Raw genomic sequence first — 14,773 nt, 5'->3', positions numbered from 1 at the left:
CACACAATGACGTGACAACGCCTCCGAAAGGACACTCATGACCACCGAAATGTTCGTTCTCGCCATCGATCAGGGCACCACCTCGACCCGTGCGATCATCTTCAACCACTCCGGCGAGATCGTCTCCGTCGGACAGAAGGAATTCACCCAGATCTTCCCGAACCCGGGCTGGGTCGAGCACAACCCCATTGAAATCTGGGAGACCACCCGTACCGTCGTCGCCGAGGCTCTGCAGAAGGCGGAAATCAACCGCCACAACCTCGCGGCCGTCGGTATCACCAACCAGCGTGAGACCACCGTCGTGTGGGACAAGAACACCGGCGAGCCCGTCTACAACGCCATCGTCTGGCAGGACATGCGCACCTCCGACATCGTCAAGGAACTCGAGGGCGACGAGGGCCCGGACCGCTTCCGCCAGATCTGTGGCCTGGGTCTGTCCCCCTACTTCTCCGGCTCCAAGATCAAGTGGATCCTCGACAACGTCGAGGGCGCTCGCGAGCGCGCCGAGGCCGGCGACCTGCTCTTCGGCAACACCGACTGCTGGGTCCTGTGGAACCTGACGGGCGGCGTCAACGGCGGCGTGCACTGCACCGACGTCACCAACGCCTCGCGCACCATGCTCATGGACATCCGCACGCTGCAGTGGCGCGAGGACGTCTGCGAGATTTTCGGCATCCCGATGTCGATGCTCCCCGAGATCAAGTCTTCCTCCGAGATCTACGGCTACGGCCGCAAGAATGGTCTGCTCATCGACACCCCGATCGCCGGAATCCTCGGCGACCAGCAGGCGGCCACCTTCGGCCAGGCCTGCTTCGAGAAGGGCATGGCGAAGAACACCTACGGCACCGGCTGCTTCATGCTCATGAACACCGGCACCGAGCCCGTCTTCTCCAACAACGGCCTGCTCACCACGGTCGCCTACAAGATCGGCGATCAGCCGGCCGTGTACGCCCTCGAGGGTTCGATCGCCGTTGCAGGCTCGCTGGTCCAGTGGCTGCGCGACAACCTGGGCATGATCGTCAAGTCCTCGGACATTGGCGAGCTGGCCAGCACGGTCGAGGATAACGGCGGCGTGTACTTCGTCCCCGCCTTCTCCGGCCTGTTTGCCCCCTACTGGCGCGCGGACGCCCGCGGCGCGATCGTGGGTCTCACCCGCTACGTCAACAAGGGCCACATCGCCCGCGCCGTCGAGGAGTCGACCGCGTTCCAGAGCGCCGAGGTCCTCGACGCGATGAACGCAGACTCCGGCGTGCCGCTCAAGGAGCTCAAGGTTGACGGCGGCATGACGCACGACGACCTGGTCATGCAGTTCCAGGCCGACCTGTGCGGCGTCGACGTTGTTCGCCCGAAGGTCATCGAGACGACCGCCCTGGGTGCCGCCTACGCCGCCGGTATGGCCGTGGGCTACTGGTCGGGCACCGAGGACGTCGTGGCCAACTGGCAGGAAGGCAAGCGCTGGACGCCGTCCATGGAGCCGGCCGAGCGCGACCGCACCTACCGCCTGTGGAAGAAGGCCGTCACGCGTACGCTCGACTGGGTTGACGACGACGTGAAGTGATTGTCACTCCATAGAAATTGACGAGGCCGGGGCTGCGCTGAGCAGTCCCGGCCTCGCTCTATCGGGTTATACATAGGACTCAAGGCCGCATAGGTATGGACAATCGTCAGTTACTCTATTCCCATGGAAAACCCTAATAATCAAACAACATATCTCGTCGTAGACGGCGAAAATATCGATGCCACGCTGGGTCTCTCTGTCCTTGATCGGCGCCCGAACCCCGAGGAGCGCCCCCGCTGGGATCGTGTCCTCGAGAGCGCGCACGGCCGCTGGGGCCAGAAGGCCAAGGGCCTGTTCTTCCTCAACGGCTCCTCCGGCTTCCTGCCGATGGGCTTCGTCCAGGCGCTCACGGCCATGGACTACTCGGTCATCCCCCTGTCGGGTCCGGCCGACATGAAGGTCGTCGACGTCGGCCTCCAGCGCACCATGGACGCGATCGCGCAGCTCGGTACGGGCGACGTGATCCTGGCCAGCCACGATGCCGACTTCCTGCCCCAGATCGAGACCCTCCTCGACCAGGGCCGCCGCGTCGCGGTCATGTGCTTCAAGGAATTCCTCTCCTCCCAGCTCCACGAGCTGGAGGAACGAGGCCTGGAGATCATCGACCTCGAATACGACGTGCACGCCTTCCAGGTGCGCCTACCCAGGCTCCACATCATCGATATCGACGACTTCGACCCGATGTCCTTCCTGTAAACCCTGGCCCCGCGTCCGCGAGCGGACGCGTTGGCACCGACATGACGAACCGGGCGGCCCCGCGAGGGGCCGCCCGGCCTGTCTATGTGTGCGGCTGGGCCGCGTTGCTCACGCCTGGGTGTTGTTGCCCTTCAGGGCGGCCAGGCGAGCCTCGATCTCCACCTGCGAGGAGTCGGTCTGCAGCTCAGCGAACTGGGCGTCCAGCGAGGAGGCGGCCAGTTCCATCTTGCCCTGGGCGAGGGCCTCCTGCTGGCGCACGCGGTCCTCGAAGCGGCCGAGCTCGCTCGTGGGGTCCAGGATGTTGATGGAGCCGAGGGCCTCCGTGACCTGGGCCTGAGCCTTAGCGGTCTTCTCGCGGGCGATCAGCTGGTCGCGGCGGCTCTTGAGCTCGGAGAGCTTGTCCTTCATCTGAGCGAGGCCGGTCTTCAGGCGCTCGGCGACATCGCGCTGAGAAGCGAGAGCGGGCTCCTCGGTCTTGACCTCATTCTCGAACTGGATCTGCTTGCCGAGGGCAACCTTGGCCAGGTTGTCCCACTTGTCGGCTCCGGCCTCGTCGCCGGCGGCGCGCAGGGAGTCAGCCTTCGCGGACGCGGCGGCGGCCTTCTGGCCCCAGTCGGCGGCGGCCTTAACGTCTTCCTCGTAGTCACGCTCGGCCATGCGCAGGTTGCCCAGGGTCTGAGCGATCGCGTTCTCGGCCTCGATGATCGAGTTGGTGTAGTCGCGGATGAGCTGGTCGATCATCTTCTGCGGGTCCTCGGCCTTGTCGAGGAGCGCGTTGATGTTCGCCTTGGCGAGCTGAGCAATGCGGCCCAGGATCGTCTGCTTTTCGGCCATGATGTTCTCCTTAGAGGTGGTGCGCATCTGCGCGGTTTGGGTTGGTGCGCGTGTGCGCGGGTTGTGAGCGAGATGAGGCCTCGCGCGATTGGTGGGTGGGCTACGAGTTGCCCGAACCGGTTGTTGGATCAGTGTGTGTGGGGGACTGGGGTGCCATCACGCTGAGTGTGTTTCTCCCGAGTGGTGCCACGCGCAGCGAAGCGGATCGAGCGTGGCATTTGGCCTGGCTCTCATTGCACGCACGTGTTCGAGAGTCTCGAATCCGCGGCATGTGATCCTCCTCGGTTAGTGGCGAACAGATCAAGATACATCATTGCGAGGTGCAGCGCCCTCAATCTAATGTATTTTGAGTCACATTGTATTGGTGTGGGACCAGTGTACGCGATGGTCGGGTGCGGGTGGAAATCAGCCGGGCTTGAGCCGATGCTGAGTGGGGTCATGCGCGACGTGGTCACGGTGGTCAGTGTCACGCGGTGATGAAACCTCGTCAACCTCCTCTATCGTCGTCCCGGTGCTGCAAGCGCGCGCTGGGCGAGCGTGGTGGCCCGCGAGGCCGCTGCGATTGCCTGTAGGGGGCATCTAAGTCAACTGGAAAAAGTGGCTCTTCATAGTTGGGGGTGTAGTTGGGTTTTGAATCCTCCTGTTTCGAGGAGTGCTCGGGTGGTGTAGTTGGTGAGGTTTCGCAAGTTCGAGTGCGGAGCCGCGTCGGTGTTCGAGGTGGCCGTTGATGGCTTCGGTGGGATCGCCTGTGGTGTGGGGGCTGGTCGAAGTAGGCCAGGATATCTCTGGATCACCGTTTGAGCGTTCTTCCCAGTGTGACGATCTCCGTGAGGGCGGTAGGGATGCCCGCGTCGCTGGTGACGTTCTTGCCCGATGTGCCTCCGGCACTCATCGAGAGCATCCCCGGCCAGGTGCGCGACGTGGAAGAGATCCATGACCGCCCTCGCGCCGGGGAGTTCTTCAGCGGCTGCGCTTGTGAACCCGGTAAATCGATCCATCGCGGCGATCTCCATGCGCTCGCGTTACGTGTTGGGCTGGGAGGCCAGCCAGATGTGGGACGCCACCCGCAGGGTACGTGAGCCAAGCGCCTGACCGCCGTGCCACAAGAAGTTCCCAGGCACGCGCAGCGTCGGCACCACCGATCCTCACCAGCAATATGGCATACCAACACTGCAGGGTCTGGCTCAATGCGCTGACCCGTCACCTCCAACCCCAGGTCATCCGGGCGAGCGCCCGCGCTCAGATCGGGGCGATCACAGATGGTACTGGGAATGTTGAGGTCTTTCAGATGGACGGTGTAGGAATCAGTAAATAGTCCATCTCTGATTACGAAATACAAAATGGCTATCCTACCTTTATAAATCATGGATAATATAGCGGAATGTTTCAATGCAACTCCAACCTAACTATTTGGAATTAGTAAAGAGATTGAGTTAGAAAAGCGTGTTCTTGAATCTAATAAATGCTCTGATCAAATAGGTGAAATCTTAAAAGCTGTCAAATCTATCGAGCATTTCCCACATGTGGATGGGCAACACTTAGAGGATTTACTTAACCGACCAAGAGGCAATCAGCTATACACAGAACACGGAAGAGAGTTGTATGTTGATTCAACTGCTTAGAAAAGGACATTTCATAACCAAAATGAACCCGGTTTTATTGTAGCGAGAAAAAATCTCCATTAGAGCTCTTGATTGAAAACGAGGAGCTATTAGATTTAATAGTAAGTGGGGATAATCTCACTTTTCTATCGAAGCGCTATGAGTTCATTTGTTGCACTATGCTCTATAGTGTATGTTGTGATAACTTGCACCTATACAACAGAAAGGTCTTAAGATGGCAACTCTTATTAAGCATAAACGTGTAGAATTTTCAGAACTATTTTATGACCTAGTGTTTGTTTTTGCAATTTCAAAAGCAACTGCTTTAATTCACCCTCTTCATAGCGGTGTTTTGGCTTGGGATTCTTTACTTGATTTCTTCATCTCTGTCATGGTTATCATCAATTCCTGGATGATTCAAACCATTTATACCAATCGCTATGGAACGAACTCGTTATTTAACATGGTGATCATGTTTGTCAACATGGGACTTATGCTCTTTATATCCAATATGATTGGATACAATTGGCAACAATGGTACTATCATACCTGTTGGGCTGTTGGCACATTAACCCTTACCTTATTTTTTCAATATTTGGTTCAGTTTTTTAGAGGATCAACCGATAATGCTGATCGGGAAAGTATCAAAGGTTTTCTATGGTTAACAGGTCTGCAAAGCTTAGGAGTCTATCTGGCAGCTCTTTTTCCTATTTACGTTGGAGTCTATATCTTTATTGCTAGTATTCTGCTAACATTTATTGTGCCAATTTTCTTGATTACTAAAGATGAGCATTTCCAGGTAAATCTTCCCCATTTAATCGAGCGCGTCTCCCTTCTTGTCATTATTACGTTTGGAGAGATGGTTATTGGGCTAGTTAGCTTCTTTACAGTTGAGAATTTCTCGATTTATTCGGTTCTTAATTTCGTTATCATGCTTTCCCTGTTCTTGTTTTATTTTGGCGAATTTGACCATGCTATTGATCAAGGATCCAATCAAAAGGGATTATTTATAATTTATAGTCACTATCCTATTTTCATCGGGCTTATGTTGATGACAGTTTCGATGGGTTTTCTTCTGAATCCTGATGCTAATCTTCTCGTTGCAATCAGCCTCTTTTATATCGGGATTGGCCTCTTCCAAGCTGCTGTCCTAGCAAATGGGCCCTATAACAAAAACTATCTTCGCTATTCGAGAAGTTACTACTGTGCTCAAGCGACACTCTATCTGGCTGCCTTGATTCTCTCTTTGCTTTTCGCCTCTAATCCTATAACAGTGTTGAGTGTTGCAACCGTTTTTACTCTAGCTATAGCTAGTCATTTTATTTCTTTCTGGGTTGCGCGTACTAAACGGTATTCCGTGCCTTACTGGTGGTTCTTCTAAACTAAATTTGCCCATTATTCGTCTATCAACTTCCTTAGGTATTGTAGATTTTCGAACCAAATGGGAGTCATTCGTTATTGTCTCGCTTTTACCCCATTTTAAAATCCTGACATTGAAAGTACCTAAAAGTAATTCCCTGAAATCAGCTGAGTTTTAACATCCTGTTTGTTTTCAATGCGAAAGGTTCTTACAAATTCATCGAGGGGATCTTCGTCGAGGGCTGCGTGCGCTTCGGTCATTGTCTGGTTGGCTTCGCTCATCAGCCTGTTCACGTCGAACAGGGCCGAACCCTTGTGGTCCTTTAGGTAGGTTAAAGCCTAGGTGAGGGCAGCATCGGCGTTGCGAATGTGGCGCTGTGCGGTATCTTGCGCGTTGCCTGTTACTGAGTCGTGAGAGTAGTGAGGATCGCTTCCATTCGGAGCTCCATGTCGCGAAGGTTCTCGAGCGCGCCGAGGGGGTCCTCGTCGCTGACCAGCGCACGCTGTCCCCTGGCGATGGCGGCGTCGGCCTCGTCCAGAAGGGGAGAGAAGGCGTTGGAGGAATCGAGCCGCTTCACGTCCGACACAGCGGTAGAAACGGAACCGATGGAAGCGGTGAGCCTCTCGTGGAATGCGTCAAGATCGGTCTTCGCAGAGAAGATCGCACCTGTCTGCGCATTGGCCATGGTCAGTGCACGCTGGGCGGTATCCAGCGCGGAGGCTGCGCGGGTGGGATCGGTGTCGAGATGTGCGCTCGTGGTCTCCAGTGCAGTTTGAGCGGACTCCAGCAGTTGTGCCGCGCGCTGCGGATTGTCCTGGAGCGAAGCGAGCATGGACTCAGGATAGAGGCCTGCGATACTGAAGAGTTCTTCCTTCGAGCGCTCCAGATCGGCGAGCTCCTCGACGAGGCGTTCGCGAGCATCGGCGAGCTGCTTGGGAAGCGATGACCGCTTCTCGCGTTGTGCCTCAAACTCCTTGCGAGCATCCTGCAGGGGCGGAAGGTTCTTGTCGAGATCCTCCGTGATCGTTGTGGCGAGGCGTTGCTTGGTGTGAGAATCAGGGGTCTGCTCGATCTGTTTGTGGGTGTCGAAGCCGCGCGCAATAGCTTCCTTCGCTGCCTCGAGGCGACGTCCGTACTCCTCAGCCGCAGCACTACCGAACTGGGCGCGAGCGAAGTTCCAGTCCTCCTCCGCGGCGCGCACCTGTTCCTCGGCCTCCAACAAGCGCCGGTGTGCTTCCGCTGCGGCCCTCAGGGCCTCGCGCCTCACAGGGGTGTGGAGAGGGGGGTTCACCTCGGATGTATCATCCGCCTTCTCGAGTTGTGCACGTCGTCTCGATAGTCCCCACACTGTTGTGGCACCCGTGAGAATAAGAAGAATTACGATAGAAACTACAGATTCGTAATCGTCAGAGGCTGCAGTCTCCGAGGACGCGCTCTTCTGGGAGGCTGTGTTGAGTTCGGCGCGGTGGGCGTATTCCCCGTATCCCATGTTTTGGAGGCTTGAGATGAAAGATACTGCTGCTTCTGCTGCGTCCTCGGGCGTTAGGGGATCGGTTTTGAATGCGCGCTGTGCCGCCTTATGAGCGATCGTGAGTAGATATTTCTGGGTTGGGTTGCCACGGGTGCAGTAGATATCACTTCTCTCCTCGTAAGCAACGACGTAGAGGATGTCACTCACCGAGTCAGCGGAATTAGCTAAGCTCCGCGAACACCAATCAGGAGGGTTGACATTAGAAAAGTTGGGTACGATGGCGACGCGTACCTCGAAGCCCTGTACTTCAGCACGGTGGATGTAATCGTCGATGCGCGCCCGGTTTTCTTTGTCGAGCCACCCTTCAGGGTCGGTAATAGAGGTTGATGTGGTGAGCGGCTCGGTCGCGAACGCTGGTGCACCGCTAATCAGCATCGCAACCATCATGATGGCTGCGACAACCAGGCGTTGGATCCGTGACACGGTGTCTCCTGCTCGTCGGTGAAGCGATAAAGCTCTGCTGTGCGGCTCGATCGCGCTGACAACACGCTGTTTGGTGCGGCGCCGGTTCGCGATCGTTCTTAGTTTACGAGGAAATATGAGGAGCTGTGAGGGACTAGCTTACGTTTCCCGAGGCCACAAGGATGCCGTGAGGCCCACACACAAAGGAATGTGCGGGCCTCACGGGTGGGCAACACTCAGAAGCTACCGGAAGCGGAGGACCAGCCGCCCGAACCCCAGTCGGAGCTGCTCGAGCTCGAGCCCCAGTCGGAGCCGCCGCCGGAAGCGAAGGACCAGCCGGATCCGGACGAGCTGGAGCCGCTGTGGAAGGGATCGAAGTCGTCTCGGTGGTGCGAACCGGAATTCGAGAACAGCGTCGACCACAGGAGGAAGTCACCCAGGGACGAGCCCGTGTAGGACCCGTTGCCCGTGGTGGGCTGCCCCCACGACCCGCCGAAGTTCTGGATGGGGGTCGCCATGACGCTGTCCGCGAGGGCGCGTGCGTTCATCGCGTGTGTCGACGCGGCCTCGGGATCGTCCTCGAGTGAGCGCTGAGCGGTGCTCAGGGCGCTCTCAGCGTTGTTCAGGGTCGAACGCAGCTCAAGGTCGATGGCTCCGCGTCGGCCCTGCACGTAGCGCTGGGCCTGGGCGACGGCGGACTCGGCCAACGAAATCTGAGCCTCGGCAGCGGTGTATGCCTTCTCGTAGGCCTCCTCCTTGGTGCGCAGCGGTTCGAGCGCGGCATCCAGGGTTGCCTCGGACATGCGCAGGTGCTCGAGGGCCGCGAGCGGATCGCCCGTGTTTGCCAGGGCCGCCTGGGCCTCGGCGATGGCCGCGTGAGCGTCGGCCACCAGCGGGTTGAAGACCGCCGGATCCGTGTGCAGTTCGTTGACGTCGGTGATGTCCGAGGAGATCGAGCTGATCGCCGCGACGAGGCGATCGCGGATCGCGTCAAGGTCGGACTTCGCCGAGAAGATCGCGTCGGTCTGGTGGTTGGCCATCGTCAGGGCGCGCAGGGCCGTGTCGAGGGCGCTCGCGGCGTGCGCGCGATCGGTGGATGCGGATGCTTCTGCGGTGTCGATGGCGGTGCGTGCCGAGGTGAGCAGGGCCGAGGCCTGGTCCGGGTTGTCCTGGAGGGATGCGAGCATCTGCGCAGGGTAGAGCGCCGAAATGCTGGCCAGCTCGGACTTCGCGCGTTCGAGATCCGCCAGCTCTTCCGCGAGGCGCTCGCGGGCCTCGGCGATTCGCTCGGGGAGCGAGGCCTGCTCGGCGCGCTTGGTGGCGAACGACGCCTGGATGGCGCTGAGCGGGTTCATGTTGGCGCCCAGATCCTGCATGATTGCGGTGGCCAGGCGGAGCTGCTCGGCCGGCAGGGTTGCAGAGTTCATCTGCCCCTGGGCGCTGAAGCCGCGCGAGACCGCTGCCTTACCGGCTTCGATCGCTCGGGCGAATTCGTCCGTGGAGCTCAGGCCGAATTGTGCGCGCGCGTAGTTGAGCTCGTCCGTCGCGGTGCGTACCTGCTCGTCCGCGGACAGGAGCTGTCGATTCGCTTCCTGAGCGGCACGCGCCGCGCTCTCGGCGTCGACCTGTGCGGCCTGCAGGGCGGCGACCCTGTTGCGACGCGACGAGCGCGCAACTCCGATGGCGACGGCAATCACGCCGCCCACGAGCAGCAGGAACATGACGAACATGCCGAAAAGCGAGCTCGTGTCGTCGGAGGACGAGCTGGAGCTGCGCGACGGGCTTGAGCTCGTGGAGCTCGAGCCCGTGGAACTGGAGTTGTAGGAGCTGTTTACGTAGGTATTAACGAATGCGTCGACTCCGTTGGCGACGGCGGAAGATGTCAGCGGATTGGGCGTCAACTGGGCCTCGGATGCGCGCACGGCGTTCTGAAGGGAGGTGCCGGATGGCCCGTTGTAGGAGCAGGCTGCGTCGCGGCGCTGCGAGTATGCGATGACGTAGACGACGGTGCCGTTGGCCAGGGAGGAGCGCTCGGCGGTCTGCTTGCACCAGGACGCTGCGTCCGTACCCGAGAAGTTAGCGACGAGGACGACCTTGACGGGTTTGCCGGAGGACGCGGCCCTGCTGGTCGCGGACTCGATCGTGGAACGGTCTGCGCTGGCAAGCCAGCCGTCGGGATCGGTGACCGAATCACTGATGGACATGGGCGACGCTGCGAGCGCGGGAAGGCCCAGCGCAAGCAGTATCGCTGTGAGAACAGCGATGAGGCTGAAACGGCGGATTCGTGTCACGGGGTCCTCCTGCGATGTGGCGAACAGGTCAACATACACCATGTGTGCCGTGCGCGTCTAGCGTGTGACGCACCGCGGCATCGGTGGTTGTTTCCGTGGGGTCAGTCTACGCGAAAGCTCAGACGGAATGGGGGTAGCGGTGCTGTTCGCTACAGGCGTCGGCCGCTTTCCCGCGCGCGGAGGAAGAGGGCCCTATGATAGGGAGAGCCCATAGGGGCTTTCAGACTATCTATTGAGAGAAGGAGGGGACCATGCCCACCGGTAAAGTGAGGTTCTTCGACGCAGAACGCGGTTTTGGCTTCATTGCGGGAGATGACGGCGCTGATGTCTTCCTCCACTCGTCCGCGCTGCCGGCCGACCACGCTAACCCGCGAGTGGGTGCTCGCGTGGAGTATTCGGTGGCCGACGGACGAAAGGGACCGCAGGCTCTGAGCGTGCGTTTCCTGAAGGAGACAGCTTCCGTTGCCCGAGCCAAGCGCCGCAAGCCGCAGGCGATGGTGCCCGTCGTCGAGGATCTGATTAAGCTCCTCGACTCCTCGAGCGCCGCGCTGCGCCGCGGTTCCTACCCGGACAACGCAACCAAGATCGCGAAGGTGCTGCGCGCCGTCGCAGAGGAATTTGATGCCTAAGACTAATGCCCGCCTGCGGGCAGTGAAGAAGGACGCCGTCCTCGAGGCCGCCGTCGACGTCGCGCGCGCCGGTGCCGAGGCCGTCGCGCACCCGCGTCCCGTCGGCGAGCACGTCGGATTCGAGATGGTGTCGGAGCGCCTGGCTACCCACTATTTCGCGTCGACTGACGCGGGTTACGTGGGCTGGTGCTGGGCCGTGACCATCGCCCGCGTGCCGCGCGGACGCGTCGCCACCGTGTGTGAAGTCGATATGACCCCTGGTGAGGGTGCGCTTCTGGCCCCCGAGTGGGTTCCGTGGGAGGATCGCCTGCGTCCCTCGGATATTTCTCGCGACGACGTCCTGCCGTACAAGGCGGACGATGAGCGTCTCGTGCAGAGCTTCGAGGATACGAGCGTGGACCCGGACCTGCCGGTCGTGCGAGAGCTCGGCTTAGGGAGGGTGCGCGTCCTCTCGCCGGAAGGGCACAGCCAGGCCGCGAAGCGCTGGTACGAGTCGGAACGCGGCCCGAAGTCCGGGCGTCGCCCGCGTAACACGTGTTCGACGTGTGGCTTCCTCGTGAAGATGGGCGGGGACATGCGCACGATGTTTGGCGTGTGTGCGAACGAGTGGGCGACCGACGACGGTGCCGTGGTCTCTTTGGACCACACGTGCGGCTCTCACTCGGAGACCGACGTGCCCAAGAACGGCACCGCGTGGCCCGTGCGTCCCTCGCGAGTGAACGAAGGGGCGCTCGACGCCGAGCCGATGCCGCGCGCATCGAACGAGGCGAAGAAGGACGAGGCCGTGGTCGGCGAAGTGATATCCGCCCAGGCCGAGGCCCCGACGGGTGAGGAACAGGAAGGCTGACGTTTCCTTCCGCTGTAAACTGACAGAAAGCACTCGGGACTGAGTCCCGGGTGCTTTCTCAGCAAGTGGGCAAATGATGAGTTTGTTTGCATGCGGGCGGCCGAACAGGCACGATTATCCGGTGAGCACACAAGAAAAGACCGCCCCGTCCCACGGCGGCTTCGCACAGTCACTTGATTCGTTCTTCCAGATTTCCAAGCGCGGCTCGACTATTAGTCACGAAATCCGCGGTGGAATTGTCACCTTCTTCGCGATGGCATACATCCTGGTCGTCAACCCGGCGATCCTGGGTAATGCCGTTCCCGAAGACGGCTCCATCACGACCCAGGGCATCGCAGCCGGCACCGCGCTCGTCGCGGGCATCATGACGATCCTCATGGGTGTTGTCGCGAACTACCCCCTGGCGCTCGCCGCAGGCCTCGGCCTCAACGCGGTCGTCGCCTTTACCCTGGTCCTCGGTGCCGGCCTCAGCTACGGCGAGGCCATGGGCATCATCGCCTGGGAAGGTATCCTCATCTTCCTGCTCGTCCTCACGGGCTTCCGTGAGGCCGTTTTCCGTGCGGTTCCCGCCGCCCTTAAGACCGCCATCACGGTGGGCCTGGGCCTCTTCGTGGCCCTCATCGGCCTCGTGAACGCGGGCATCGTGCGCACCGGCGCGACCCCCGTCCAGTTTGGCATCTCGGGCTCGCTCGACGGCTGGCCGGCCCTCGTCTTCGTGTTCGGCCTGTTCCTCATGATGATCCTCTACGTGCGCAAGGTGAAGGGCGCGGTGCTGATCTCGATCATCGCCTCCACGATCCTCGCAGTCATTGTTCAGGCCTTCGCCCACATCGACCGCATCTCCGATACCAACCCGACCGGCTGGGGCCAGACCGTCCCCGAGCTCAAGGGTTCCCCGATCGCGGTTCCTGTCTTCGACACGCTCGGCAAGGTGGATCTGTTCGGCGGCTTCGGCAAGCTCGGCGTCGTCTCCGTGATCCTGCTGGTCTTCTCGCTCATGCTCGCGGACTTCTTCGACACGATGGGCACCATGGTGGCCGTCGGCGCGGAGGGTAACCTGCTGGACAAGGACGGCAACCCCCCCAAGACCCGCCAGATCCTGATCATCGACTCCCTGGCCGCGGTGGCCGGCGGCGTCGGCGGCGTCTCCTCGAACACCTCTTACGTTGAGTCCGCCTCGGGTGTCGCCGAGGGTGCTCGCACCGGCCTGGCCTCCGTGGTCACCGGCATCCTGTTCCTGCTGTCGACCTTCCTGGCGCCCCTCGTCGAGCTGGTCCCGACCGAGGCGGCCTCCACGGCCCTCGTGTTCGTCGGCTTCCTCATGATGACCCAGGTGACCGGCATCGACTGGGATTCCGAGGAAGTTGCGATCCCCGCCTTCATGACGATCGCCTTTATGCCCTTCGGTTACTCCGTGTCCGTCGGCATCGGTGTGGGCTTCGTGACCTACGCGGTCATCCAGCTCGTCAAGGGCAAGGCCGCCAAGGTGCACCCGCTCATGTGGCTGGTCGCCGGTCTGTTCGTCATCTACTTCCTGATGGGTCCGATCCAGCGCCTCCTCGGCGTCGGCTGATTCGTCACGCTTCATACCCTTCCCGCCCCGCCGGAGCCTTCCTCCGGCGGGGCGGTCGTATCCTGGGAAGGTGCACCGATGGGGGCCGGTCAGCGCCGTCAGCCCCTGCCTCGTACAGTGCGTGAATTGAGAGAGGGAGGAACGGCATGTCGGCAACGTTTGCATCCATGCGCTACGTGAACTACCGGTACTGGTTCGTCGCCTCGCTCATTGCGTCGACGGGCGTGTGGCTTCAGCGCGTCGCCCAGGACTGGTACGTGCTGACGGTTCTCACCGATCACGATGCCTCGCAGGTTGGCGTGGTCACCGCTCTGCAGTTCCTGCCGATCATCCTGTTTTCGGCGTGGGCGGGGGTCCTCGCGGATCGCGTCCCCGGGCGCCGCCTCCTGCAGTGCACGCAGACGGGGGTCGGTCTCGTCTCCCTCATCATCGGCATCGTGGTTCTAACGGGGACGGGCGAGCTCTGGCACCAGTACATCCTGGCGTTCATCTCGGGGACTATCTCCGCCGTCGATACCCCGGCGCGCCAGGCCTTCGTGGGCGAGCTCGTGCCTCAGGACAAGATGGCGAACGCCGTTGCCCTGAACGCCACGGCCTTCCATACCGCGCGCCTCATCGGCCCGGCCTCCGCGGGCTTCTTCATCGACTGGTGGGGGATCGGCCCGGTGTTCATCATCGATGCGGTCATGTTCATGGCCCCCGTCATCGCGCTGGCCCTCATGCGCGGTGACCGACTGTATCCGCGCACGCTCGTGCCGCGCGCCCGCGGCCAGCTGCGCGAGTCCGTCGTCTACGTGCACAGCCGCACCGACATTCGCATCATCCTCGCGCTGATCTTCGTTGTGAGCGCGCTTGGCATGAACTTCCAGATGACGAGCGCTCTCATGGCGACGACGGTGTTCGGGAAGGCCGCCGGATCTTTTGGCATTCTCTCGACCTTCATGGCCTTCGGTTCGATTCTCGGATCCACGGGAGCGGCGCGCCGCGCTCCTCGCCTGCGCACGATTCTCATGGGTGCCGCCTTCTACGGGACCGCCGAGATCTTGCTGGGTCTATCGCCCTCGTACTGGTGGTTTGCCCTCCTGTCGATTCCCACGGGCTTTGGCATGCTGACGATGAATACGAGTGCGAACGCCCTCGTACAGACGCGCACCGATCCCGACAAGCGCGGGCGCGTCATGGCCCTGTATTCCCTCGTTTTCCTGGGTGCGACACCGATCGGCTCGCCGCTCGTCGGCTGGGTGGGGACCATGTTTGGGGCGCGCTGGTCGATCCTGGTCGGCGGCATCGCCTCCCTCGGCATCGCGCTCATCTGCGGAGCGTGGGCGATGATCCACTGGAAGGGGCGCGTCGTGCGCCGCTGCTCGTTCCCGTGGGTGGGCATCGAGGCGGATTCCTCCGTGGACGCGCCGCGCCGTTCGGTCGACCCGATCTGATCGGCGCAGGGCGAG

General features: G+C 60.7%; 11 protein-coding genes and 1 pseudogene. 7 read left to right on the top strand and 5 right to left on the bottom strand.

From position 1 onward, the window contains the following. Nucleotides 1–37 precede the first annotated feature (37 nt). Nucleotides 38–1,558, top strand: a complete 1,521-nt coding sequence (glpK, locus tag FBF35_RS08975) for a glycerol kinase GlpK (RefSeq protein ID WP_060565810.1) — start codon at nucleotides 38–40, stop codon at nucleotides 1,556–1,558. Between the two features lie 123 nt (nucleotides 1,559–1,681). Further along, nucleotides 1,682–2,254: an NYN domain-containing protein gene (locus tag FBF35_RS08970; protein WP_060565809.1), complete on the top strand. Its 573-nt coding sequence runs from the start codon at nucleotides 1,682–1,684 to the stop codon at nucleotides 2,252–2,254. A 108-nt stretch (nucleotides 2,255–2,362) separates the two neighbouring features. Here the strand turns inward: FBF35_RS08970 and FBF35_RS08965 are convergent, their stop codons facing one another. Together FBF35_RS08965 and FBF35_RS08960 are read right to left on the bottom strand one after the other, a co-directional pair. Next, entirely contained in the window at nucleotides 2,363–3,088 is a 726-nt protein-coding gene (locus FBF35_RS08965) for a PspA/IM30 family protein (RefSeq protein WP_060565808.1), read from the bottom strand. Between the two features lie 605 nt (nucleotides 3,089–3,693). Beyond that, a pseudogene (locus FBF35_RS08960) lies at nucleotides 3,694–4,361 on the bottom strand (transposase). Nucleotides 4,362–4,924: 563 nt separating this feature from the next. Here FBF35_RS08960 and FBF35_RS08950 point away from each other — a divergent pair. Beyond that, entirely contained in the window at nucleotides 4,925–6,070 is a 1,146-nt protein-coding gene (locus FBF35_RS08950; protein WP_082632810.1) for a low temperature requirement protein A, read from the top strand. Between the two features lie 122 nt (nucleotides 6,071–6,192). Here FBF35_RS08950 and FBF35_RS10530 read toward each other — a convergent pair whose 3' ends face one another. The 3 genes from FBF35_RS10530 to FBF35_RS08940 all read right to left on the bottom strand — a co-directional run bounded on the left by FBF35_RS10530 (nucleotide 6,193) and on the right by FBF35_RS08940 (nucleotide 10,315). After that, entirely contained in the window at nucleotides 6,193–6,330 is a 138-nt protein-coding gene (locus FBF35_RS10530) for a hypothetical protein (protein ID WP_187348947.1), read from the bottom strand. Between the two features lie 119 nt (nucleotides 6,331–6,449). Then, nucleotides 6,450–8,003: a TPM domain-containing protein gene (locus tag FBF35_RS08945; RefSeq protein WP_241772510.1), complete on the bottom strand. Its 1,554-nt coding sequence runs from the start codon at nucleotides 8,001–8,003 to the stop codon at nucleotides 6,450–6,452. Between the two features lie 215 nt (nucleotides 8,004–8,218). Next, entirely contained in the window at nucleotides 8,219–10,315 is a 2,097-nt protein-coding gene (locus FBF35_RS08940) for a hypothetical protein (RefSeq protein WP_060565806.1), read from the bottom strand. Between the two features lie 209 nt (nucleotides 10,316–10,524). Here FBF35_RS08940 and FBF35_RS08935 point away from each other — a divergent pair, with 209 nt between their 5' ends. From FBF35_RS08935 to FBF35_RS08920, 4 genes are all read left to right on the top strand, one after another. Beyond that, a complete protein-coding gene (locus tag FBF35_RS08935; RefSeq protein ID WP_060565805.1) occupies nucleotides 10,525–10,902 on the top strand; it encodes a cold-shock protein in 378 nt (125 codons plus the stop codon). Then, nucleotides 10,895–11,749, top strand: coding sequence for a DUF3027 domain-containing protein (locus tag FBF35_RS08930; protein WP_060565804.1), 855 nt, complete (start codon nucleotides 10,895–10,897; stop codon nucleotides 11,747–11,749). Before FBF35_RS08935 ends, FBF35_RS08930 begins: the two co-directional genes overlap by 8 nt. A gap of 121 nt (nucleotides 11,750–11,870) precedes the next feature. After that, the gene (locus FBF35_RS08925) at nucleotides 11,871–13,322 is read left to right on the top strand and encodes an NCS2 family permease (protein ID WP_060565803.1); all 1,452 of its coding nucleotides are present in this window, start codon (nucleotides 11,871–11,873) and stop codon (nucleotides 13,320–13,322) included. Between the two features lie 146 nt (nucleotides 13,323–13,468). After that, a complete protein-coding gene (locus FBF35_RS08920) occupies nucleotides 13,469–14,758 on the top strand; it encodes an MFS transporter (protein WP_060565802.1) in 1,290 nt (429 codons plus the stop codon). The last annotated feature ends 15 nt before the right edge of the window (nucleotides 14,759–14,773 follow it).

Origin of the sequence: Schaalia odontolytica (assembly GCF_005696695.1) — a bacterium.
Lineage (GTDB): Bacteria > Actinomycetota > Actinomycetes > Actinomycetales > Actinomycetaceae > Pauljensenia > Pauljensenia odontolytica_C.
The sequence above is the reverse complement of the archived record's forward strand: the minus strand, read 5'-3'. Positions and strand labels throughout refer to the sequence as shown.

What these genes read in the sequence shown, in the direction of transcription:
- glpK (WP_060565810.1), top strand. Translation starts at nt 38, where the DNA reads ATGACCACCGAAATGTTCGTTCTCGCCATCGATCAGGGCACCACCTCG.
- FBF35_RS08970 (WP_060565809.1), top strand. Translation starts at nt 1,682, where the DNA reads ATGGAAAACCCTAATAATCAAACAACATATCTCGTCGTAGACGGCGAA.
- FBF35_RS08965 (WP_060565808.1), bottom strand. Translation starts at nt 3,088, where the DNA reads ATGGCCGAAAAGCAGACGATCCTGGGCCGCATTGCTCAGCTCGCCAAG.
- FBF35_RS08950 (WP_082632810.1), top strand. Translation starts at nt 4,925, where the DNA reads ATGGCAACTCTTATTAAGCATAAACGTGTAGAATTTTCAGAACTATTT.
- FBF35_RS10530 (WP_187348947.1), bottom strand. Translation starts at nt 6,330, where the DNA reads ATGAGCGAAGCCAACCAGACAATGACCGAAGCGCACGCAGCCCTCGAC.
- FBF35_RS08940 (WP_060565806.1), bottom strand. Translation starts at nt 10,315, where the DNA reads ATGGTGTATGTTGACCTGTTCGCCACATCGCAGGAGGACCCCGTGACA.
- FBF35_RS08935 (WP_060565805.1), top strand. Translation starts at nt 10,525, where the DNA reads ATGCCCACCGGTAAAGTGAGGTTCTTCGACGCAGAACGCGGTTTTGGC.
- FBF35_RS08930 (WP_060565804.1), top strand. Translation starts at nt 10,895, where the DNA reads ATGCCTAAGACTAATGCCCGCCTGCGGGCAGTGAAGAAGGACGCCGTC.
- FBF35_RS08920 (WP_060565802.1), top strand. Translation starts at nt 13,469, where the DNA reads ATGTCGGCAACGTTTGCATCCATGCGCTACGTGAACTACCGGTACTGG.